Here is a 23,149-nt window from a genome sequence, read left to right as displayed (position 1 = left end):
CCATCAGCCCCGCAGGCGGTCAGGCCGAGGCCGATCATCAGGGCCGCGATCAGGCGCAGTTTCATCCAAGGATCTCCTTCCAGCGGGCAATCTGTTCGCGCACCTTGGCCGGCGCGGTGCCACCGTGGCTCATCCGGCTCGCGACAGAGTTCTCCACCGTCAATACGTCGAACACGTCCTGCCGGATTTCTTCGTGGACGGTCTGCATATCGGACAGGGACAGGTCGGGCAGGTCACAACCCTTCTGTTCGGCCATTGCGACCAGCGCCCCGGTCACATGGTGCGCCTCGCGGAACGGCAGGTTCAGCTCGCGCACCAGCCAGTCGGCAAGGTCGGTCGCCGTGGAAAACCCGCTGGCGGCCGAGGCGCGCAGGTTGTCCTTCTGCGGCATCATGGTTTCGACCATGCCGGTCATCGCCGCCAGCGCCAGCATCAGGTTGTCGGCAGCGTCAAAGACCTGTTCCTTGTCTTCTTGCATGTCCTTCGAATAGGTCAGCGGCAGCCCCTTCATCACCGTCATCAACGCCACGTTGGCCCCCATGATCCGGGCAACCTTGGCACGGATGAGTTCGGCGGCATCGGGGTTTTTCTTCTGCGGCATGATCGACGATCCGGTCGACCATTGGTCCGACATGGCGACGAAGCGGAACTGGGCCGAGGACCAGATCACCAGCTCTTCGGCGAAACGGGACAGGTGCATCGCGCAGATCGACGCAGCCGACAGATACTCCAGCGCGAAATCGCGGTCCGCAACACTATCAAGGCTGTTGTTCGTCGGCCCGTCAAAGCCAAGCGCCGTGGCAGTCGCATGCCGGTCGATCGGGAAAGATGTCCCTGCCAATGCGGCGGCCCCGAGGGGCGACAGGTTCATCCGGGCGCGCGCATCGGCAAAGCGGGACCGGTCCCGCGACAGCATTTCCACATAGGCCAGCATATGGTGGCCCCATGTGACCGGCTGCGCGGTTTGCAGGTGCGTAAACCCGGGCATGACCCAATCCGCCCCGGCCTCGGCCTGACCCACCAGCGCATTCATCAGCGCCGCGATCGCGCCGTCGGCAGCATCGCACTGGTCCCGCACCCAGAGGCGAAAATCCACGGCGACCTGATCGTTCCGGCTGCGCGCGGTGTGCAGCCGCCCGGCGGGTTCGCCGATCAATTCCTTCAACCGGGCCTCGACATTCATGTGAATGTCTTCCAGCGCGGTCGAAAACTGGAACGTTCCGCCCTCGATTTCTGACAAGACCGTGAGCAGCCCTTCCCGGATCGCTTCCGCATCCTTATCCGTAATGATGCCCTGCGCCGCCAACATCGCGGCATGGGCCCTTGACCCTTCGATGTCCTGTCGGGCAAGTCGCTGGTCGTAACCGATCGAGGCGTTAATCGCCTCCATGATCGCGTCCGGCCCGGCGGCGAAACGCCCGCCCCACATCTGGTTCGAGGTCTTGGTCATGTCAGGAGGTCCCATGCGGATAGTAAAGTCAGCGGTTCTTTATACGGCGCTTGCCCTTGTTGCAAACGGCGCGATTGCCGATCCGGCGGCCCTGCGCGAAGGCGACATGATGAAGCTGATGTTCCATTCATCGCCGATGGAGGCGTCCGACACCGGCTTTATCCGCGAAGATGGGACCGATGGCAGCCTTGCCGACTATCAGGGGAAGATCGTCCTCGTGAACTTTTGGGCCACATGGTGCGCCCCCTGCCGCGAAGAGATGCCGTCGCTGTCCACCCTGCAAACCGAGCTTGGCGGCGAGGATTTCGAGGTGGTGACAATCGCCACCGGCCCGAACCCCGCCCCCGCCATGACCCGGTTCTTCGATGAAATCGGCGTGGACAACCTTCCCCTGCACACCGACCCTCGGCAGGGCTTTGCCCGGTCGATGGGGGTGATGGGCCTGCCCGTGACGGTCATCCTTGACCGCGACGGGATGGAGATTGCCCGGCTTCAGGGCGACGCGGATTGGTCGAGCGACAGTGCCCGGGCGGTGATCGGCGCATTGATCGGGGACACGCCCGGCGAATAGCCCCCTTGCGGGCAACTGTCCGGGCGGTAGTCTTCTGGCAAAATGCCAGACCGGCCAGCCGCAGGACAGCTCATGACCCCGACCTTCGCCACAGACACCGAAACCACTATCCCGCTGCATGCCGTGGCACCCGACGGGTTGGACGACCTTTTGGCCAACCTGCCCGACAGCGCCGCGTCCTGGTCGCGGGCGCAGGGGTTCAAGGCCGGGTCCGGGGTGGCCATCGCCCTGCCCGGCCCGGACGGGGTTATCATCGCAGCACTTGTCGGTATGGGCGCCCCGGACGCGCGGGCGCGTGACCGGTTCCAGATCGGCAAGGCGGCCTCGACCCTACCCGATGGCACCTACGCGCTGACCGGCGATCTGACCCTCGCGGAAAAGGAGGAAGCCGCGCTTGGCTGGCTCCTCGAATCCTATCGGTTCGACCGCTACAAGGATCAATCTCCCGCCAAGGCCGCACTTATCGCGCCGGACGGGATCGACGCGGGCCGGATTGAAACCATCGCCGCCGGGGAATGCCTGACCCGCGACCTGATCAACACCCCGGCCGCCGACATGGGCCCGACCGAACTGGAGGCGGCGGCCCGCAGCCTTGCCCAGACTTTCGGGGCAAAGGTCTCCTCGATCGTTGGGGAGGCATTGATCGAACAGAACTTCCCCCTGATCCACGCCGTCGGGCGAGCCGCCGAAAAAGCGCCCCGCCTGATCGACATCCGCTGGGGCAACGAAGGCCCGGCGCTGACCTTGGTCGGCAAGGGGATCTGCTTTGACACCGGCGGGCTGAACATCAAACCCGGGTCGTCTATGGGCCTGATGAAAAAGGACATGGGCGGGGCGGCAACCGTTCTTGGCCTTGCCCATATGATTATGGCACTTGGGCTGAAACTGCGGCTTCGGGTGCTGATCCCCTCGGCCGAAAACAACATCGCGGGCAATGCCTTTCGCCCCGGCGACATCCTGACCAGCCGCAAGGGGCTGACCGTCGAGGTCAACAATACCGACGCCGAAGGCCGTTTGGTGCTGGCCGATGCGCTGACCTATGGGGCTGAGGAAGACCCCGACCTAATGGTGTCCTTTGCCACGCTGACCGGCGCGGCGCGGGTCGCGGTGGGGCCGGACCTTGCACCGTTCTATGCGACTGACGACAGCCACGCCGCTGCCATCACCACGGGCGCCGCACAGGTGGCCGACCCGGTCTGGCGGATGCCGTTCCACGCCCCTTACGAGGCGATGATCGAACCCGGCATCGCCGATCTGGACAACGCGCCCTCGGGCGGGTTTGCCGGGTCGATCACGGCGGCACTGTTCCTCAAACGCTTCGCCGCGAACCCCTATGTGCACTACGACATCTATGGTTGGTGCCCCACGGCCAAGCCCGGCCGCCCGAAAGGCGGGGTCGGGCAAGGGGCGCGCGCGCTTCTGGCCGCGCTGCCCGACCTGCTGGACCTGTGATGGACCGGCGCCTGACAGTCGCCAACGGGCGGGTCGCGGACATCGCCCTGAAAGGGCATGTCGCGGCGGAGCGGTTCGTTCCCGGCACGCCCGCGTCTGTCACCCGCCCAGTGGTCGACCTGCTTGACGCGCCCGACGGGCGGCGGGAACGGCAGCTTCTTCTGGGTTGGCGGGTACATGTATTCGAAACGCGGGACGGTTGGGCCTATGTCCGATCCGACAGGGACGGCTATGTCGGCTATCTGCGGGCCGAGGCCATTGGCGACCCGGCCGCGCCCACCCACAGCATCGGCACGCCCGCAACCCATGCCTACCGCGACGAGGATATGAAATCCCCGGACCTGATGCGCCTGTCCTTCGGGGCAGAGGTCACGGTCATCGACGAACGCCGGAGGTTCTTTGAAACCAATGTCGGCTTTATCCCGAAGAAACACCTGCGCCCGCTGGACCGGCCTTTCACCGATCCCGCCACGGTGGCGCAGATGTTCTACGGCGTGCCCTATCTGTGGGGCGGCAATTCCAGCGATGGGATCGACTGTTCCGGACTGGTGCAGGCCGCGTGTCTGGCCTGCGGCATACCCTGCCCCGGCGACAGCGACCTGCAAGAGGACAGCCTCGGCACCCCGGTCGAGATCGGCAGCCCGCTTCAGCGCGGCGATCTGCTGTTCTGGAAGGGGCATGTGGCCTTGGCGGTGGACGACCAGACCTTGATCCACGCCAACGCGCACCACATGGCGGTGGCCTATGAACCGGCCGAGGCTGCGATCCTTCGGATCAAGGCCCAAGACGACGGTCCGGTCACGCACCACCGGCGGGTCTGAGGGGCGGCATAACCCACCCTGAATTTCGGCGGAGCGCGGCAGGTCGGATTCAGTCGGCGGAGACGCTGAGCAGGCTTGATGCTTCGCTATAGGCCTTTCGGGTTCGGTCTATGTGTTCCGCCAGCAGTTCCTTGATCTCCGTCAGATCGCCCCTTCGGACGGCTTGCGCGATGGCCTTGTGTTCATCAAGCGAGAGATCGGTGTGCCTCGGCAGTTGGGACAGAAGTTTTCGGAGGGCTGCGATCTTCCCCATGTACCGGCTGTAGCTCGCGGCCAGATAGTCGTTCCCGGCATGTTCAAAAATGAGTTGGTGAAACTCATTGTCCAGCGCGATGTAGGCGTTTTCATCACCTGCATTCTTCGTTTCCACCATCTTTCGGACCACACCATCCATATCTTTGGCGAGACCGGCTTGATCGCGTTGAAGGGCCAATTCGAAAGAAGCGGATTCGATTGCCTGGCGGAAGTCACAGATCTGGATCACCTCATCGACGGACAGGGTGAAAACGCGCGCACCTTTCTGAGGTTCAATGTGAACCAGCCCCTCGTCGCGCAATTGTGCCAGCGCTTCACGTACCGGGGATTTTGACACGCCAAGTTCTTCGGAAATCTTGCGTTCCGACAGGACCTGCCCCATCTGAAACGTGCCGTTGATGATCCTGTTGCGAAGATACTCCAGGGCCAGTTCTCGCAGAGATTTGGGTCTTTCCAGCGGCATTCCGGGTCACCTCGAAACAAGTTGCATGGTCGAGAATATCTGATATACCACGACTTGCAATCTGGAATATCAGATATCAGACACCGGATTTTGAAAGGCCACCGCAATGACCCAGTCAGCCAATTTCACCCCGCGCAGCGATCGGCCGCTGGTCGTCATAACGGACTATGATTTTGACGATGTCAGCGTTGAGACCGAAATCCTGAAAGCGGCCGGGGCCGAAGTCGTCGCGTTGCAGGCGAAACAGGAAGCTGACCTTTTCGACGTCGCGCCCCGCTGCGCGGCCATGATGAACCAATACGCCAAGATCGGGCGCGAGACGATCAACCGGATGGAGCGCTGCGAGGTGATCGCGCGTTATGGTGTTGGCGTCGATATCGTTGACGTAGAAACCGCCACACAGCGGGGTATTCTTGTGACCAATGTGCAGAATTACTGCACCGAAGAGGTTGCGGATCACGCGATTGCGCTTTGGCTGACCTTGGCGCGCAAGCTACCCGACTATGACCGCGCGACCCATGCGGGCGTCTGGCGTTGGCAGAGCGGTCAACCCGTCTATCGTTTGCGCGGGCGCACGATGGGTGTCGTGTCTCTTGGGCGGATTGGTCAGGCCATTGCGACACGCGCGCAGGCGTTTGGCGTCAAGGTGATCGCCTATGATCCGTTCCTGCCCGCCGAAGTCGCTGCCCGATTCGGTGTCGAACCTGTCAGCAAGGCCGACCTACTGGCCCGATCCGACTATATTCTGATGCAGGCGCCAATGACGGCGGACACCCATCATTTTCTGTCAGACGCAGAATTCGCCGCGATGAAACCAGGCGCGATCCTTGTGAATACCGGTCGTGGTCCGACCGTCGACAACGCCGCCCTGTTTCGCGCACTGACAGAAGGGCACCTTGCCGCTGCCGGCCTTGACGACCCGGAAGAAGAGCCTGCCAAGCGCGCCAACTGGTCACCTGACGGCAACCCCATCTTCACCCTTCCCAACGTCCTCGTGACCCCACATGCCGCCTATTATTCCGAAGAATCCATTCTCGCGGCGCGGGTCACCGCAGCCACGCAGGTCGCCAAAGTCCTGACCGGACAGAAGCCTGACTACACCGTCAATGCCGAGGCATTGAACCTACCCACCATCTGAGAGGAACCAAACATGCCTGATGTGAGCACAGACCTCAGGGTCTTCAAAGACTTTGACCGCGACCCCGGCCTGCTGAAGAAATTCGACCAGGTTCTCGAGGCCTATTCAGCTGCCGCCATCTTTGCCGACGTGCAGTACCGCACCGGCGTGATGGATAGCGCAATCAAGCCTGCCTTCCGTGCCAAGGTCACCGGTCAGGCGGTGACTGTGCAGCTTTCCAAGGGCGATCTGGTCGACCCCCTGCGGGCGCTTGAGATGGCTCAGCCCGGCGATGTGATCGTTGTTGACGCTGGCGGCGATCTTCAGACGTCGGTTTGCGGCGGTCTTATGGGCGGACTGGCAAAGAACCGCGGCATCCGCGGAATGATCGTCGACGGCGCCGGGCGCGACACGGACGAGCTCCAAGACATCGACTGGCCGATCTGGACCCGCGCGATCACGCCGCGTGGCACCCACACGATGTTTTCGGGACGCAAGGAAGAGCTCTCGATCAACGTGCCAATCGCCTGTGGCGGGGTTGTCGTGAACCCCGGTGACTTCATCGTCGCTGACCTGATGGGCGTCGTCGTGATCCCGCTGGAAATCGCCGCGGAAACCGTGCGCCTTGCGCAAGAACAGGCGGACCGCGAGGTCGCAACGCGCGAATGGGTCGCACAAGGCAAGACGGTCGAGGATCTGCTGAATGAATTCGGCCGTATCTGAGCCAGCCCTGATCGGGGTTGATTGGGGCACATCGTCCTTCCGCGCCTTTCTGATCGGCGCGGAGGGCGAAGTGCTCGATGGGGTCTCGTCCTCCGACGGCATCATGCATGTCCCGGATCAATCCTTCGAGGCGGTTCTAGAGCGCCTCATCGGCGCCTGGACTGCCAAGAAGTCTCTGCCGATCCTTGCGTCCGGTATGATCACCAGTCGAAACGGCTGGGTCGAAACGCCCTATGCCAACATGCCGCTCGGGGCCTGCGGGCTTGGACAGCGCCTCGTTCAGTATAAGGTTGCAAATGGCGCCCTCTTCCATTTCGTGACCGGTGCCTCGACCGAACACGTGGGGGGACCCGACGTGATGCGGGGTGAGGAAACCCAGATCATCGGGGCCTCTGCGCTTGGCCTGAGCGAAGGCACCTTCGTCATGCCCGGAACGCACAGCAAATGGGTTCAGGTCGCTGATGGGAAGATTGTTGATTTCTCAACCTACATGACGGGCGAGCTGTTTTCAGCGCTGAAGGGCCACACCATCCTCGGAACCCTGATGGCCGAGGGCCCGTTCAACCAAGATGCATTCGAGATGGGCGTCAAAGCTGGGTTCGGCGATGCGTCAAACCTGTTGCACAACCTGTTCCATGTCAGGACGCTTCCCCTCATGGGCAAGATCCCCCAAGAAGCAACTGCGGACTACATGTCGGGCTTGCTGATCGGCACCGAAGTGGCAGCCGCGATGGGAGAGGTGGAGGTCTCCGGCGAGATCACCATCGTGGGACGCAACGACCTGACGGACCGGTATGAGGCCGCACTTCGAACCGCGGGGCTTCAAAGCCGCCGCGCCTCGGAAGAAATCGTTGCCAAGGGCCACTTCCTGATCGCACGCGCGGCGGGGTTGGTGCGATGATCGATCTTGCAACGGCGCTTGGTGAAAACCCGCTGATCGCGATCCTGAGGGGGCTGGAGCCGGACAACGCACTGCCGGTTTCCGACACACTTTTTGAGGCCGGTTTTCGCATCATCGAAGTGCCGCTCAACTCTCCGGACCCGATTGAGTCGATTGCGAAGATCGCCGGACGGCACGGGACAAAAGCGATCGTTGGCGCAGGCACCGTTCTAACGGTCGCGCAGGTCGACGCGGTCGCCGATGCGGGCGGACGGATCATCGTCTCGCCCAACATGAACCCGAATGTCGGACGCGCAGCGATCGCGCGGGGACTTTATTGGTGTCCTGGCGTCATGACCCCGTCCGAGGCCTTTGCCGCGCTCGACCTTGGGGCTTCCGTGCTCAAGTTCTTCCCGGCAGAAATGGTGCCGCCCTCGGCCGTTGCTGCAATGCGCGCGGTTCTGCCGAAAGATGCTATCGTCGCCGCGGTCGGAGGGATCACGCCCGAGACGATGGCTTCGTATCGCGCGGCCGGCACCGATGGTTTTGGTTTGGGGTCAGCCCTGTTCAAACCCAGCTATGCACTGGAGGACATCGCCATGCGTGCACAAGCGTTTACCAAAGCGTGGGAGCTTCTGAGATGAAACAGGCCCTTGTCACAGGTGGCACGCGCGGGATTGGCGAGGGCGTCGCGCGTGTACTGGCAACGGCAGGCTGGTCCATTGTCGCGGCGTCCGTGTCACAGGCCGAACTGGACGCATTTGCGCCGCAGGATGGGATCGCGGTCAGACATTTGGATGTCACCGACCAGGCATCAGTCGATGCCCTGTTCGGCGAATTCCCACGGCTTGATGCTTTGGTGAACTGTGCAGGCATTCTTTTGTGCGACAGGGAATATGACATCGACGTGTTCTCCCGCGTACTTGATGTGAACCTGACCGGCACCATGCGCTGCTGTCTTGCGGCCCATCCTTTGCTGGCCCAATCCGGCGGCGCTATCGTCAATACGGCCTCAATGCTCAGCACCTTCGGCGGGCCTCTGGTGCCAGCCTATTCCGCCTCGAAGGGCGGTGTGGCGCAACTGACCAAGGCGCTGGCGGGTCGTTGGGCCGACGATGGCATTCGCGTCAACGCCATCGCTCCCGGCTGGATCGAGACAGAGATGACCCAAGCCCTGCGCGACGATCCGGACCGCACCCAAGGCATCATGGCCCGCACGCCCCTGAAACGCTGGGGAAAAGCGTCGGAAGTAGGCGCGCTGGTGCGCTGGCTGCTAAGCGACGAGGCCAGCTTTGTCACCGGGGCAGTGTACCCGGTGGACGGTGGCTATCTTGCAATGTGAGGAGGAAAGAATGACCGAAGACACTTCCCGCATGCCCTACCAACTGCCCTTCCCGAAGGACGCGCAGGAGGAAATCGTCATCCCCAATGCCATGAATTGCGACGACCGCCTCTGGGTGCCGCAAGCGGAAAACGTCTGGTTTCGGCCGCTGTGCCTGAACCGGTCGCAGGGCTATTGGATGAACCTTCTCAAGGTGCGCAAGGCCGGTGTGCTATCCCGCCACCGCCACCCGCAGCCGGTGCATGGCTTTGTGCTGAAGGGGCGCTGGCACTATCTGGAACACGATTGGGTCGCCGAAGAGGGTGGCTATGTCTACGAGCCCCCGGGAGAGACACACACACTTGTTGTGCCGGACGATGTCGAGGAGATGGTCACGTATTTTCAGGTCAACGGCGTGATGTGCTACGTCGATCCCTGGGGCAAGGTCACGGGCTACGAGGATGTCTTCACCAAGATCGACCTTTGCCGCAGGCATTTCGAGAATGTTGGCCTCGGGGGAGATTACGTCAACCAATTCATCCGGTAGGACCACCGGTCTCGCGCTTGTTGCAGATGCCACCCGAAAGAACGCGATGGCACGTGGCGGGCCTGAAAACCGCCGGTGCAAGGGCGATTGGAACATCGGGACAAGGACGCGGATTAGGTGCTTGATGCGCAAGCTTGGCGGGCCATTCGGTTCGCCCGCCGGGTTTGGGCGCCAGAGGGGGGCGTGGCAAGTCGTGCGAAGCCGCCGATCTTGGCCTCAGGAATGGTGTGCCGATCAAACTTGAGGCAGCAGGTAATTCGACAGATCGTCGAGTTTTTCAGCCCCAAGCTGGCTCATATTGGATTGGATATCCGCTTTGAGTATGTGGATCAGATGTTCGATGCCCCGAGCGCCGAAGGCGGCGACCGCGTATTGAAAGGCGCGGCCGACCATGACGAAATCCGCACCCTTGGCGAAGGCACGCATGATATCCAACCCCCAGGCCACCCCGGAATCGTAGATCAGCGGCACGTCCGGCCCGACAGCATCTCGAATTTTTGGCAATTGATCGATCACGGCGGGTCCGGCCTCGAACTGGCGACCAGAGTGGTTTGACACCCAGATGCAATCCACGCCTTCGGCCAACACTCTTTGGGCGTCCTCTGGCCGCAAGACCCCTTTGACGACCAAACTGCCGTCCCATTCCTGCCGCAGCTCACGCAGATAGGTCCAGTCCGGGATTCCGCGGATCAGCGCGGCAGCATGGGTAAAGCTTTCGCGTCCGCGCGTTGGCACGTAGTCGTCGAAAAATCGCATCCGGGGCATGATGCCTTCGCGCAAATGCGCAAGACACCACGCAGGGCGCGACGCCATTTCCGTCAAGGTGCGCAGGTCCGCTTTGGGTGGCACGGTCAGGTTGGCGCGCCGTTGGCGTTCGCGGCGACTTTCCTCGGGAACGTCCACCGTGAAGATGAGCGTATGAAATCCCGCCGCCTTGATCCGCCGTAGCATCTTTCGGCGCAGCTCGCCCGAGTTGACCGGGTAGTGCTGAAACCATCCTGTGTTGCCGATGTAGGGCGCCACGTCCTCGGGCGACGCAACAGCAACGCTGGACAAGGAAAACGGCATGTTATGTGCCACCGCAGCCTTGGCCAACATCCGTTCGGCACCCGCCCACATCAGCCCGGACATGCCGATCGGCGCAATTCCGAACGGCAGATCATAGGTTCGGCTAAGCAAAGTCGTCTGCAACTTGGCGACGGTTCGGCCACGCAGGACACTCGGCATGAAACCGATGGCGTCGAGTGCGTCACGGTTCCCCTTCAGCCCCAACTCCCGCCCGGTGCCACTGTCGAGATACTCGAAAGCGAATTTCGGCATTCGCTTTCGGGCCGCGCGACGGAGGTCCCCGATCGACGGATGTGACAGATCCAGGTCCATCGGCCTACCACAAGGACGGCAGGGCCAGCGAGATGGCCGGGACATAGGTGATCAGCAGCAACAGGATTATCATGCCGACGAAGAACGGCAGGATTGCGCGGCTAAGCTGTTCGATGGACACCTTCGAAATCCCGCTGGCGACGAACAGGTTGACGCCAAGGGGCGGCGTGCAGAAACCGATCGCAAGGTTCACCGTAAGGATCACACCAAAGACGATGGGATCCACGCCCAACGCCGTTGTGACCGGCAGCAGGATCGGCGTCATGATGATGATCGAGGAAATCGTCTCCATGAACATGCCCACGATCAGAAGCAGGATGTTTATCAGCAAGAGGATGATGATCGGATTATCCGAAAGGCTTGTGATCGTTGTCGCCAGTTCCGTCGGAATCCGCGCCAGCGTGATCAACCGGCCAAACGCAGTGGCCATGATCACAAGGACCAGAATGGTTCCACTCGTCTTTGCGCTGCCGGCAAGGATCTCCGGCAGGTCCTTTATGCTGATGTCGCGGTAAACGAATATCCCGATGATCGTCGCATAGACGACGGCGACAGCGCCTGCCTCCGTCGGGGTGAATATCCCGCTATAAATGCCCCCGAGAATGATTCCAGGCACCAAGAGCGCCCAAATCGACGCCCGAAAACTTGCCCAGACCCCGGCACCCGAAAAGGTGGTCGTGGACTCCTGCACCGTCACATCATTGCGCAGCAGGATGCGGGCGACGAGCATGAACATCAAGGCAAACAGGATTCCCGGGACCACACCTGCAAGGAAAAGCTTTCCGATCGAGACCTCGGCAGTGACGCCGTAAATGATGAAGGGAATGCTGGGCGGGATCATCACGCCGATCATGCCTGACGATGCTGTCAGGGCTCCGCTGAACTTGCGGGTATAGCCGACCTTTTCCATCTCCGGGATCATATTGGAACCGATTGCCGCAACCGTTGCCGGAGAAGACCCCGAGATCGCGGCGAAGAACACACAGGCCAGAACGTTCACATAGGCCAGACCGCCCCGGATATGGCCGATGATCGCGTTTGCGAACCCAACGATCCGGCGCGACATGCCGCCGTGTTGCATCAGATCACCTGCCAGGATGAAGAGCGGGACGGCGATCAGGGGAAATGAATCCGCACCCGTCACCACCGAGCGCGCAAGAAGCACCATGGGCGGCGTGCCATCAACGAAGATCATCACGATCATCGTCGCAAGACCAAGACAGATGCCGATAGGAACGCTGATAAGAAGCAGCGCGAGCAGAGTCAGGAATAGGGTCAGAGCAAGCACAGGTCGGTCCTCACGCTTTGGTTTGCGCGATCAGGCGCAATGTTCGCAGAAGGTGCTGAACGACGCGGATCGCCGATAGCGATGCGCCGACAGGCGCCGAAGAATACAGAATTGGAATGGGAAGCCCCAGGACGACCGACGACTGACTGGCAACGACGGGCATCCGGATCAGCTTGACGCATTCGATCGTCAGCAACGCCAGGAACCCAAGAACCAGAACCGCAACAACGGCATCGACTATCAGCATTGCCCGGTTTCCGAGAAGGTCCCGAAGCACCGTGATGCGCACGTGATTACCTGTGTGAAACGCATAGCTGACACCGATCCAGACGAACCAGACAAAAAGCCAAAGCGTGAGTTCCTCTCCCCAGGACAGCGAGGCGTTCATGACGTAACGCATGATCACATTGCTGCTGATCAAGACGACGATTGCCGCCAGCAACAGACTTGCCAAAGCCTTTTCCGCGTTCTGGTCCAGCCATTTGAAACCTGACATCATACCCCTCCAAAGTAGCTGCGGGTGCCCAAGCAAGATTGCAGAGACACCCGCGTTGTCAGTGTTCGGGACGCTAGTGACCGCTTGCCGCGCTCACTGCCGCAACCCAGGTATCATAGGTCTCGGCTCCGACTTCGTCGCGATACTGCAACCGGACGCCTTCCGTCGCGTCGGCAAAGGCCTGACGCTGCTCGGCCGTCAGTTCGAGAACCTCGACACCCACCGCGCGGATTTCTTCCAGTTGAGAAGCGTCTTCCGCCGCCACGATCTCTGCCTGATAGTCCCGCGCGGCAGCCATGGAGTCCCGGATGAGCTGCTGGTGTTCGGCAGACAGCGAGTCGAAGAACGGTTGGCTGATGACAGGCATATAGACCGCAAAGACATGGCCCGTGGTCGAAAGGTAGGATTGAACTTCGTAGAACCGCTGCGACGTGATGATTGCCAGCGGGTTTTCCTGACCGTCGATCACGCCCTGCTGCAGCGCGGAATAGACTTCACCAAAGTTCATCGGCGTCGGATTGGCGCCAAGGGCCTGGAACGTCGCGACGTGGGCCGGCACCTGCATGGTGCGCAGCTTGACACCCTCAAGGTCGGCGGGCGTCGCAATTGGGCGGATGTTGTTTGTCACGTTGCGCACACCCAGTTCAAGCCAACCCAGACCGACAAGCCCCTGACCCCCGACCCGTTCGATCATGCCGTCACCGGCCGGACCATCAAGGACCTCGAAGGCGATTTCCTTGGATGCGTACATGTAGGGCAGTTCGATCACCGCGAATGCCGGGTCCCAGCCTGCAAAGAAGGACGACGGCGGAACCGCCATTTCCAGAACGCCGGTCTGGACGCCTTCGATCATTTCGCGATCCGGGCCCAATTGGGATGACGGGAAGATTTGAACGTCGATTTCACCGTTCGATCCGGCTTCGACCAACTCTTCGAACCGCAGCAGTGCGCGGTGCATGTGGAACGATTCCGCGGCGCCGTGGCCGACCTTGATGATTGTTTCGGCGGATGCGGCGAATGCCACACCGGCCGACAAGATCGCACCGAGTGCGAACGTGGCTTTGTTGAACATGGTTTCCTCCCTTGAACCAGAATCTATCTGACATCTGAGATATCAGATGGCAATTGAGCGGGCAACAGTTTTCTGGGACGCGGGCTTGGCGACACGCTGCGACGGTCGACGCATCCCCTTATTGATGGACAAGCCGGGCTTTGGATCTGTCAGTTCAAACAAGACCTTCGGTCTGTGCAGCTTTGCACGCGCACGCCCTTGGGTGGGACGGAAGTGTGATTTCAAGCATCTGAAAGGGCAACATGGCGCCCCGTGAAAACGGAGATCTATCCGGGCCTTTCCAGCCGGTTCACGCGGGTAGTTGCCATACTCGCGCTGGTCCGAGGACGGTGGTCTAGAGCCGTGTATCCCTTGCGCCGGTGTGGAAGTCGCTGACGTCTGTGACTGCCGTTTGTAACCAACCTGCCTGCAAATCAGCGACCGATCTTTCTTGAAAGTTCCTGCACAAGCCTTCCGACCCAGACCCGCAACGGCTGGCGCGATACGTCGATTCCATGCTGGGCCAGCGGGTCTTCGACCACCCGTAGGCTAGAGTTCCAATCGCGCCTGGATATCCTTTCGTCCTTCGGCGTGTTCACCTCCGAAGCGGTTCAGAACGTTGCGGGTGACCGCGATGACCTGTGCATCGCTGTGTATCAGCCCGGCCACCCATTCACAGGTGGCGGCGGTGAACACCTCGCCCCGGCCCTTTTGCCAATGGATCATCATGCCGTTGCCCCGCGAGCAGGCGTCGAGCGTTTCAGGCGTCAACTTGCCGAAAAGCGCCTGCGCCTTGAAGGCCGCATCGGCGCTGCCGATATACAGTGTCTCGCCCCAGACGCCTGTATCGGCCTCGATGTTGGTGGCCAATCCCATGGCAAGGATGGTGATTTCGGGCACCGCGCCGTCGGTGCAGGTGGGAAAGGGCAGACCGTCCTCCATCCGGTAGTCCAGCCCATCAACCTCGTAACCAAAAATGCGCGATGGCGCGCCCAGAACGTCACCATATCCCAATCCCACACCGTCAAACGCCCAGTGCGTCGGGCGGTAGACCGTGAACCCGCCCGGACCGTTGCCTGCACAGCGGCCAAGACCCGCATAGACCCCTCGCAGGGCATTGACGCCGAAAGTCAGCGCGCCGGGGCGGTTGACGGGTGCGACCTCCCACGCGGCAGTGGTCAGATGGGGCGTGTCACTGCTGGCCATTGGATCTCGTTCTGCCACGTATTTATAGCAGGTCTGGGTTTGGCCCTCGTCGCTGAGCCGGGTCTGCCACAGGAAATTGCCCGCGAACCGCGCCACGCGCCCGCCACCATCAACAAAGGCGTCGACCGCGTCCCGCGCCGGTGCCGTCCAGTACTCGTCATGACCCACGAAAATGGCGCAGGAATGGCCCGAAAGGCGATCGGGATCGGAGTCGAGGTCGAGTTGCGAGCAATAGTCCAGATCATAGCCTTCGGCCTCTGCCCAGCGGGCAAAATGGCGTTCATAGCTGGCCCACCCGGCCGAGGCGTATTTCTTGGAATAGCCATAGGAATAGGCCCATTCCATATAGGGATACCGCGTCATCTCGCCTTTTCTGGGCGAATGGTCCGGTATGGCACGCGGTGCGCCTGCAGGCAGTTTGCAGAACCCCCGCGCCCAGGGTCTCTGAGTTGATACGACGGGGGAAAACTCATTCCCGTTGGGTCCGGTGATCCCTTCGTAGTGATTGGACCCGCCCCAACAGTTATACGCGAGCCATGTTCCCGTCGCGCAGACCAGCACAAAGGGCGAACGGGGCAAATGGGGCGCACGGCGGATCAGGATCAGATGGTGTTCTTCGACGTGATCGCCGTCGCGCTCTGCCCTGAGCGTGATCAGGTAACCGCCGGGCCGCCAGTCATCGGGCACTTTGAATGTTGCGCTTTCCGGCCAGCCGCAACCTGCTACGGAACAGTCTGCAGGTGTGTTGTGATGGGTGCCCGGCAGGTCCTTTCCCCGCAGCAGCGGTTCATATTCGACGCCGTCCCGCCCCACCTCATACGACCAGCGGTCCGCAGTGGTCGAAACATGCAGCGCGACCTCGTCCCCCGGCGCGTAGGACATGCGCGGGGTGTAGCCCCAGATTTCCAATACGTCCTGGTCGCGTGCCGGACCGATGTAATAATGATCGAGGATATGACGCGCGCGAGCACGGGTTCGGGGGGTGATCGCAGATCCGGGACCCTCGGTTGTCATGGCGTCACTCCGGCAAGTATTTTTCGGACCAGCCAGTCGCGGCCGCCCCTTGGTCGATCATGGAAGAAATTTCGTCTTCCGTCAGCCCGATCCGTGTCAGGATCGCGCGGGTCTGAGTGCCGGGTTTCGGCGCATGGCCGGGAATGGTGATCGAAGCGCGCTCGGGGCGGATCGCGTTGGGGGCAACCAGATCGACCCAGCGACCCATCGGGTGCCGGTCATGCCGGATTGCCCGATACGTCGCCCGCTGGATATCAGCGGGACCGTCGCTTTCGCGTTGAAGGCTGGCGTCGCGATTGACGAGAAGCGACCCCAGCGGCACGACCGTGGCAGACCCATGCGCAAACTGCGATTGCCAATAGGCGATAGGACGGGCGGCAAAACGCTCGGCAAGGGCCTCTGTCAGCCCGTCTTCGGCCCGCCCCGCGAGATCGGCCAGATCCGGCACCCGGGCCAACGCAGCGTCGCCTTCGCTGGGCGCCGCAAAGAACATCCACCCATCGGCGGCGCGATAGCAGTGATAGAACGGCCCCCAGCCATGTGCCTGACGACCGGCGGGTTCGTCGAAAGGCGCGCGCCCATCGAAATCATACATGAACTGCGCCTGGATCATCTGGCCGCAGCCTGCCAATGCCGCCCGCGCCACGCCACCCTTGCCGGTCAACCGTCGCCGCTCGAGCGCCGCACCTAGCGCCACGCAGGCGGCGTGACCGGTCAGCGCGTCGATCGTGCCGAAATGGGCATGTTCCTCGGGGGTGTCGGCCCCACCTCCAAAGCGAACCATCACCCCGGTCGCAGCCTGTGCGAGATCGTCATAGCCCAGATGATCGGACTTGGGTCCACGCCGTGGACCACCCCAGGCGTCCAGTTGAACAAGGATGGCACGCGGATTCAGCGCCGCAAGCTGGTCCGGTGACAGACCCAATGCGTCACGCTGTTCGTCAGTGCCGTTCATCGTGACCACATCGGCGTCCGCGATTAGCCGGTCCAGTGCCTTGCGACCCATGTCGCTTCCGAGATTCAGCAAGACACTTTCCTTGCCCCGATGGGCATGCAGTCCAAAGACGATCGCATTCCAAGGATCGACCGAGGGGCTGACCGGCTGAACCGATGTGACCTGCGCCCCGAACCGCGCCAGCGTAGACCCGATGGTCGGCCCGGCGATAACGTTGGTCAGGTCGACCACCTTCAGACCGTCCAGCCAACCGCCCTGGCCCGAAACCTGCGGCGCGGCTCGGGGGCTTTCGGCCAGCAAAGCAGGCAGATCGGTGCGGAAGTCATCGGCAATCGGGCCGGGCCGTTTGTTCATCGCCTCCGCGTCGTCCAAGAGCCACACAAGATTGCCCATCTGCCGCATCAACCCGTGACGCGGATCCTTGACTTCGACCACCAATCCTGACGCCAACGCGTGCGGATCGGCCAGCCATTCGGGGGTGCTGCGCTGTGCAGTGGCGGGCGCCTTGGCCGCGCCGAACAGCGCCTCCCACTCCCACGATGGCCGGGTCAGGAATGCCGCCTGCATGGCGTCGGACACCAGCTTGCGGTCACGCGCGCCCACCGGGTAGTTGCGCAGGGCCCATTCGGCGGGCCAGTCCTTCTGATCCAAATACGCGTCAAAGTCCGGCAGCGTATCCGCCAGATCGCCCAGTCCCAGCACCTGCAGCGCACGGCGTTGATGGGTCTTGATCGAACAGGACACCACATAGAAACCCCGACCATCGGCACAGGTGTAGGTGCGATAGAAGGGGTCGAGGAATTCCCCCAGATCGGAATAGCTAAGGTTCAGCGGAAGTCCGGCAGCACGCCGCCGGTCCAGTTCCACCTCGCGCGGGGATTTGTAGCGGGCGGGATAGTCCTGCACCTGTTCGCAGTTGTAGACCAACCCTTCGAATAGGGCCGAGGCCAGCGGCACCTCGATATGGTCACCCCCCATCCGGTCCCGCGCGCCGAGGGCAAACAGCACCGCCATCGCGCCGAACGCCGCGCCGTAGGCCGAGGCGAGCCCCAGCGGCGTGAAGGACGGGTTGATCCCCATCAACTGCCGGTTCAACCCCATATCGGTGAACTGTCCGGTTCGCGCGGCGATTACCGCTTCCCAGGCTGCCAATCCCGCCAGTTCGGGATCGGTCGAGGCGAAACCGGGCAGCGACAGCGACACGATGCCGGGGTTCGCGGCGCGCAGATCAGCGGGGCCAAGTCCCAGCCGCGCCATGACGCCGGGGCGGAAATTGTCGATCACGACATCGGCACGCGCAACCAGGTCGAGCGCGCATTTGCGCCCTGCGTCGGTTTTCAGGTCTAGGACCAGGGACCGCTTGCCCCGAGAGAGCATATCAAAGGCAGGATCCGTCCAGCACGGCCCGCCCGGTGGATCGATCCGGATTACCTCAGCACCCAGATCGGCCAGCATCATTCCCACCATGGGCCCGGCAATATAATGGCCGAAATCAAGGACACGTAAGTGAGACAGGGGGCGTTCGACCATGGCCGTTCTCCGAATGGGGTTCCTCGGCAGAATGTGCGATAGCCGATCCGCACGAAATCACCGATACTGCCAAAGATGAAACCGAATCTGCCAAACCGATCGTCGGAGCTGCGGATCAATATTCTGCTGTTTGAGGCGTTTTCGAACATGGTTCTGGCGTGCCTGCTGGAGCCGTTGCGCGTGGTTCGCGACGAGCAGGGCGCAGCCATTACCTGGACCATCCTGACCCCGCATGATGGCCCGGTACGGTCCTCTAGCGGATTATCCTTGTCACCAGATCGGCCACTGTCCAACGCAGAAGCCTGCAATCTATTGATCATCGTCGGGGGCGATCGGTTCCGTAGCGAGGCGGAAAACACAAAGACCCGGACCGCACTGGCGCTTGCGCGCAGGGCGCAGACGGTCATCGCCGCAGACACTGGGCCATGGCTCTTGGCAGCGGCGGGTTATCTTGATGGAAGATGCGCGGCCCTGCACTGGCAGTTGCTGGATGAGTTCACCGAAACCTTCTCCGAAGTGCAGACCGTCCGTGCACCATTTGCCCTGGATGGGAAGTGGTTGACCTGCGGAAGTGCGGCCGGTGCGATGGAACTTGTCCTTCGTGAGATCAGCCGACGCTTCGGCGAGGCGACGCGGTTCACGGCAGCCTCGATGTTCCTGAATGCGCCTCGTGTCGCGGGCGAAGAGGACAGAGTTTTCGGTGACCTTCCGACCCACCCCAACCCGCGCGTGCGTCGGGTTCTAAACCTGATGGCCGGCTCGATCGAGGCGCCCCGGACTTTGGTCGAAATTGCGCGCGAAGCCGGGCTGACCTTGCGGACGATGGCGCGACTGTTCGAAACCGAGCTGAACCTCTCGCCCGGCCGATGCTACCAACACATGCGATTGGCACGGGCCCGAGAACTCATGATGCAGCAAGGCATTTCTGCGGCGGATGCGGCGCCGCTCTGCGGGTTCTCTTGCGCTGCCTCACTGAAACGCGCACTTGCAGGGTGATCTGACGAACGGATCGGAACGTCTGCAGGTGGCGCAAAGTCAGGCCGTCGTCTCAGGGCCCGAGCGGACATGCAGGATGGTGCACCGCTGAGGAGTGCCCCCCTGCTTCATCTTTCCAAAACCGCACAGGTGTCCGGGCGATACATCCCACCCTTGGGCCGCGCGTTCCTTGCGTCCGCTGCGAGAGTGTTCCTGAACCCAGTCGACCGGAATATCGGGGCCGGTCTGCGCTGGTGGGACCTTAGCACGCCAAGGGAACGCCGCCCTTCAATTCTATTTGATCTCCGGCTGGTCCGCCCGGGGAAACTCCAGCCGGACACAGGTGCCATTTGCCACGTCTTCCAATCGCACAGTGCCGCTGTGCCTGCGCACGACCTGTTCGACAATGGCGAGACCAAGACCGGTCCCTTCGCCGTTCCTCAACTGGGAAAACCGACGAAACGCGGTTTCGGCCTGGTCGAGCGGAATACCCAGCCCGTCATCCTGAACCGTGACGACGATCGTTGCGTCATCGGCGTCCGTGCGCACGGTGATCCGCGTCATCTGATCGCCGCCATGGCGCAGTGCGTTCTCGATGAGATTGGTCACGGCCTCTCCGATCAGGACAGGGTTGCCGTCGACGGGCAGAGCCAATTCCGACCGATCCAGAACAAAGTCGATGTCTCGGGACAGCGCCACGGGTGCGAGGTTTTCGCAGACCGTTTCGACAACATCTCCAAGGTCGAACCGAACCCGAGCCTGGTCGACATCGTATCGCAGCCGTTCCAGCGACAAGAGCTGGTTCGCCAACCGCGCAGAGGCGCGCGCGGCGGCAATCAGTTCGGCCTGACGGGCGGCCCGCTCAGTCTCGTCCCGGACATCGGGCAAGGTCTCGGCAAGGGCAAGGAGTGCCGCGGCAGGGTTGCGCAATTGGTGGGCCGCGTCCGAGATGAAGGACTGGTGGGTCTCGAGACTATCCTGCACCTGCCCCAGCAACCGGTTCAGGGTCGCGACGACGCCGGCAACCTCGGTAGGGACCGGACGCCGGATGCGGCTCAGGTCATCCGGAGACCGTTTATTGATCGCATCCATCAAGCTGTTCAGTGGACGAAGGCCGATCTGAACACCGAACCAGACCACCAAGGCAAGCGTGATCATGAGACCGGACATCAAGGCGATGGCGCGAAAGGCCAGATCGCGGGCGAATGCCTGACGATCGCTGATCCGTTGCCAAACAGTGACGACCATTTGCCCCGGTTGATCATTGAATGTGCCCTCCTCGATGATGCGCAGCACACGCATCTCTTCGTCGCGATATCGAGCTTCGTAATAGCTCGGTGAGTCACGGGCGAGAGGCTGGGCAGGGCGCGGCGGATAGGCATATCCGGTGACATAGAAACCGGCCGGTCCGGTCACGTGATAAAAGATTTCTCCACCGCCCGCATCCGAGATGAAATTGCGGGTGCTGGGCGAGAGCGCGTCGCCTTCAGAGATTGCGACATCACGCGAAATAGCAAGGGCGGCGGCCAGCAGGCTGCGATCGAAAAGGTCTTCTGACGTTCGTTGTGCCGCCTGAAATCGCCAGAACCCAAGCAGAACGGATACCAGCAGCAAGGGAGGCAGGATCACCAGAAACAACCGCAGCCGCAATGACAAGGCTCTGGGGGACACCATTTTCCCTTTCAGCTATTCTCGACGACCAACATATATCCCAGTCCTCGCGCTGCCTTGATCCGGACACCATAGGGTTCAAGCCGCTTTCGAAGGCGCGAGACATGCGGTTCGATGGCGCTGTCATCGGAGTCCGATCCAATACCGTAGACATGGTTGATCAGTAGGGACTTGGACACGATCCGCCCGCGCCGTTCCAGAAGACATTCCAATGTCGCAATTTCCTTGCGTGGAATGTCCAATGGCTGGTCATTCAGCAAGAGCTGGCGACCCGAGCGGTCAAAGACCAGTTCGCCCAAGCGATCAAATGCCGCGAATTCAAGGTTCTTGCGCCGCGCCATGGCGCGGAGCCGCGCCTCCAGTTCGTCCATGTCGAACGGTTTCGTGAGGTAGTCATCCGCCCCGGCATCCAGTCCGACCACACGTTCCGAGGTCTCGGAGCGGGCGGTCAAAAGGATCACTGGCGTCCCATCGCCCCGCTGACGCAGCGCGCGCAGCACCTCAATTCCGTCCATGTGCGGCAGGTTGAGGTCGAGGACGATCAGATCGGCGCCTTCCTGTGCGAGAAAAGCATCCGCCTCTGCCCCGTCGTGGAGCAGATCCACCGAGTGTCCTCTGTCCCGCAAACGAAAGGCGATTCCGTTCGCCAGGGCCTCGTTGTCTTCGATGACGGCAATGCGCATGGTTACTTCTTTGTCATGTCGCGCAAGTTTCGTGCAAGCTTGAAACCGCAAGGTGCCGCTGTTGGAGGAGGGAATCATTCCCTTGAAAGATAACATTCGGCGCGTCGGGCAATCCCGCGGCGCGACAAGGTCTACGGGAGGACACCAATGACCATCACGACTATCAAAGCGCTCGCGACCTCGGTTGCCGCAGCCGCAATTCTTACATCCCCGGCAGCGGCCGAGGTGGATTTTTCTGGCGAAACCATCGAGTGGGTGATCCCGTTTTCGGAAACCGGCGGTTCCGCGCGTTGGGCCAACTTTTTTGCGCCGCTCCTGTCCGAAGAGCTTCCCGGCAATCCGACGGTTGTCGTCACATTCATGCCGGGCGCGGGTTCGACCAAAGGCGCAAACTGGTTCCAGGAGCAGGTCCACACCGACGGCACGCTTCTGTTCGGTTCTTCCGGTTCCACCCAGTTCCCCTATCTTCTGGGCGATCCGCGCGTGCGCTACGAATATCAAGACTGGATCCCGGTCATGGCGACGGGCACCGGTGGCGTTGCCTACATCAATGCCGAAGACGGGGCGCGCTTTGATGGATCGGCCAACGATCTTCAGGACATCGACTTCATCTTCGGTTCGCAGGGCGCGACCGGGCTTGACCTTGTGCCGCTGCTGGCCTGGGAAATGCTTGGCATGAATGTCGAACCTGTCTTCGGCATCAAGGGCCGGGGCGACGGGCGCCTGATGTTTGAACGCGGCGAAGCGACCATCGACTACCAGACCACCTCCGGCTATCTTTCCGGCGCCTCCGATCTTGTGGACGCGGGCAGCGCGGTGCCGATGATGACCTGGGGCGCGCTGGACGAAAACGGTGTGATTGTGCGCGACCCGACCTTCCCGGATATCCCGAGCTTCAAGGAAGTCTGCGAGGCGACCGACGGTTGCGAAACCGAAGGCGTTGCATGGGAAGCATGGAAAGCCTTCTTCATTGCGGGCTACCCGTCGCAGAAGATCGCTTTCCTGCCGCAGGGCACGCCGCAAGAGGTCGTCGACACCTATGTTGCGGCATTCGAAGCCGTGCGCGCTCGTCCCGACTTTGCTGAATTCTCGTCGAACGAAGTGGGCGAATACCCGATGTTTGTCGGCGCGGGTGCGGCAAACGCGACGCGCGAAGCAACCTCGGTGACGGCTGACGCAAAGGCGTTTGTCATCAATTGGCTGAGCGAAGCCTACGGTGTCGTGATCGAGTAATCGAGACCCCTGCGGGCCCCGCCAAACCGGCGGTGGCCCGCATCTTTCCCCTTTTTCTGCCAAACAA

The 23,149-nt window shown here is 61.8% G+C and carries 21 protein-coding genes; 11 read left to right on the top strand and 10 right to left on the bottom strand.

Going from position 1 to position 23,149, the window contains the following annotated elements; translation table 11 throughout:
- Positions 1–61 precede the first annotated feature (61 nt).
- Positions 62–1,450 carry an argininosuccinate lyase gene (gene argH / locus EU803_RS17170; protein WP_129685124.1) on the bottom strand — a complete coding sequence of 463 codons (1,389 nt, stop codon included), beginning with the start codon at positions 1,448–1,450 and terminating at the stop codon, positions 62–64.
- Between the two features lie 13 nt (positions 1,451–1,463).
- Here argH and EU803_RS17165 point away from each other — a divergent pair, with 13 nt between their 5' ends.
- The 3 genes from EU803_RS17165 (at position 1,464) to EU803_RS17155 (ending at position 4,294) form a co-directional block, all read left to right on the top strand.
- The gene (locus tag EU803_RS17165; RefSeq protein ID WP_129685122.1) at positions 1,464–2,021 is read left to right on the top strand and encodes a TlpA disulfide reductase family protein; all 558 of its coding nucleotides are present in this window, start codon (positions 1,464–1,466) and stop codon (positions 2,019–2,021) included.
- 72 nt (positions 2,022–2,093) lie between these two features.
- Positions 2,094–3,473 (top strand): leucyl aminopeptidase family protein, encoded by a 1,380-nt coding sequence (locus EU803_RS17160; protein WP_129685120.1) that lies wholly within the window; start codon positions 2,094–2,096, stop codon positions 3,471–3,473.
- Entirely contained in the window at positions 3,470–4,294 is an 825-nt protein-coding gene (locus EU803_RS17155; RefSeq protein WP_165352891.1) for an NlpC/P60 family protein, read from the top strand. Before EU803_RS17160 ends, EU803_RS17155 begins: the two co-directional genes overlap by 4 nt.
- 49 nt (positions 4,295–4,343) lie before the next feature.
- On the opposite strand, the gene EU803_RS17150 is transcribed toward EU803_RS17155, so the two are convergent.
- A complete protein-coding gene (locus tag EU803_RS17150; RefSeq protein ID WP_129685116.1) occupies positions 4,344–5,012 on the bottom strand; it encodes a GntR family transcriptional regulator in 669 nt (222 codons plus the stop codon).
- 106 nt (positions 5,013–5,118) lie between these two features.
- On the opposite strand from EU803_RS17150, the gene EU803_RS17145 reads away from it, so the two are divergent.
- Genes EU803_RS17145 through EU803_RS17120 form a run of 6 tightly spaced genes read left to right on the top strand, consistent with a single transcriptional unit; the run spans position 5,119 to position 9,600 of the window.
- A complete protein-coding gene (locus tag EU803_RS17145) occupies positions 5,119–6,150 on the top strand; it encodes a C-terminal binding protein (protein WP_129685114.1) in 1,032 nt (343 codons plus the stop codon).
- A gap of 12 nt (positions 6,151–6,162) precedes the next feature.
- Positions 6,163–6,852, top strand: coding sequence for an RraA family protein (locus EU803_RS17140; RefSeq protein ID WP_129685112.1), 690 nt, complete (start codon positions 6,163–6,165; stop codon positions 6,850–6,852).
- On the top strand, positions 6,833–7,753 hold the full coding sequence (locus EU803_RS17135) for a 2-dehydro-3-deoxygalactonokinase (protein WP_129685110.1): 921 nt from the start codon (positions 6,833–6,835) through the stop codon (positions 7,751–7,753). Before EU803_RS17140 ends, EU803_RS17135 begins: the two co-directional genes overlap by 20 nt.
- Entirely contained in the window at positions 7,750–8,376 is a 627-nt protein-coding gene (locus EU803_RS17130) for a 2-dehydro-3-deoxy-6-phosphogalactonate aldolase (RefSeq protein WP_129685108.1), read from the top strand. Before EU803_RS17135 ends, EU803_RS17130 begins: the two co-directional genes overlap by 4 nt.
- On the top strand, positions 8,373–9,074 hold the full coding sequence (locus EU803_RS17125; RefSeq protein WP_129685106.1) for an SDR family oxidoreductase: 702 nt from the start codon (positions 8,373–8,375) through the stop codon (positions 9,072–9,074). Before EU803_RS17130 ends, EU803_RS17125 begins: the two co-directional genes overlap by 4 nt.
- A gap of 10 nt (positions 9,075–9,084) precedes the next feature.
- Positions 9,085–9,600, top strand: a complete 516-nt coding sequence (locus tag EU803_RS17120) for a 2,4'-dihydroxyacetophenone dioxygenase family protein (protein ID WP_129685104.1) — start codon at positions 9,085–9,087, stop codon at positions 9,598–9,600.
- Between the two features lie 234 nt (positions 9,601–9,834).
- On the opposite strand, the gene EU803_RS17115 is transcribed toward EU803_RS17120, so the two are convergent.
- The 6 genes from EU803_RS17115 to EU803_RS17090 all read right to left on the bottom strand — a co-directional run bounded on the left by EU803_RS17115 (position 9,835) and on the right by EU803_RS17090 (position 18,520).
- Positions 9,835–10,980, bottom strand: coding sequence for an alpha-hydroxy acid oxidase (locus EU803_RS17115; protein WP_129685102.1), 1,146 nt, complete (start codon positions 10,978–10,980; stop codon positions 9,835–9,837).
- A gap of 4 nt (positions 10,981–10,984) precedes the next feature.
- Entirely contained in the window at positions 10,985–12,268 is a 1,284-nt protein-coding gene (locus EU803_RS17110; RefSeq protein WP_129685100.1) for a TRAP transporter large permease, read from the bottom strand.
- 10 nt (positions 12,269–12,278) lie between these two features.
- Positions 12,279–12,764 (bottom strand): TRAP transporter small permease, encoded by a 486-nt coding sequence (locus tag EU803_RS17105; protein WP_129685098.1) that lies wholly within the window; start codon positions 12,762–12,764, stop codon positions 12,279–12,281.
- Positions 12,765–12,837: 73 nt separating this feature from the next.
- Entirely contained in the window at positions 12,838–13,836 is a 999-nt protein-coding gene (locus tag EU803_RS17100; RefSeq protein ID WP_129685096.1) for a DctP family TRAP transporter solute-binding subunit, read from the bottom strand.
- A gap of 528 nt (positions 13,837–14,364) precedes the next feature.
- Positions 14,365–16,035 carry a N,N-dimethylformamidase beta subunit family domain-containing protein gene (locus EU803_RS17095; RefSeq protein ID WP_129685094.1) on the bottom strand — a complete coding sequence of 557 codons (1,671 nt, stop codon included), beginning with the start codon at positions 16,033–16,035 and terminating at the stop codon, positions 14,365–14,367.
- A 4-nt stretch (positions 16,036–16,039) separates the two neighbouring features.
- Positions 16,040–18,520, bottom strand: a complete 2,481-nt coding sequence (locus EU803_RS17090; RefSeq protein ID WP_129685092.1) for a CoA transferase — start codon at positions 18,518–18,520, stop codon at positions 16,040–16,042.
- A gap of 75 nt (positions 18,521–18,595) precedes the next feature.
- Here EU803_RS17090 and EU803_RS17085 point away from each other — a divergent pair, with 75 nt between their 5' ends.
- Positions 18,596–19,516, top strand: a complete 921-nt coding sequence (locus EU803_RS17085; protein ID WP_129685090.1) for a DJ-1/PfpI family protein — start codon at positions 18,596–18,598, stop codon at positions 19,514–19,516.
- 273 nt (positions 19,517–19,789) lie between these two features.
- Here the strand turns inward: EU803_RS17085 and EU803_RS17080 are convergent, their stop codons facing one another.
- Positions 19,790–21,166 carry a sensor histidine kinase gene (locus EU803_RS17080; RefSeq protein ID WP_242494404.1) on the bottom strand — a complete coding sequence of 459 codons (1,377 nt, stop codon included), beginning with the start codon at positions 21,164–21,166 and terminating at the stop codon, positions 19,790–19,792.
- Between the two features lie 11 nt (positions 21,167–21,177).
- Positions 21,178–21,849, bottom strand: a complete 672-nt coding sequence (locus EU803_RS17075; RefSeq protein ID WP_129685086.1) for a response regulator transcription factor — start codon at positions 21,847–21,849, stop codon at positions 21,178–21,180.
- Positions 21,850–21,996: 147 nt separating this feature from the next.
- Here EU803_RS17075 and EU803_RS17070 point away from each other — a divergent pair, with 147 nt between their 5' ends.
- The gene (locus tag EU803_RS17070) at positions 21,997–23,082 is read left to right on the top strand and encodes a tricarboxylate transporter (protein WP_129685084.1); all 1,086 of its coding nucleotides are present in this window, start codon (positions 21,997–21,999) and stop codon (positions 23,080–23,082) included.
- Positions 23,083–23,149: the final 67 nt, after the last annotated feature.

Origin of the sequence: Loktanella sp. IMCC34160, from assembly GCF_004145845.1 — a bacterium.
Lineage (GTDB): Bacteria > Pseudomonadota > Alphaproteobacteria > Rhodobacterales > Rhodobacteraceae > SELP01.
Note: the sequence above shows the minus strand (reverse complement) of the source record. Positions and strands in the feature narration are given on the sequence as shown.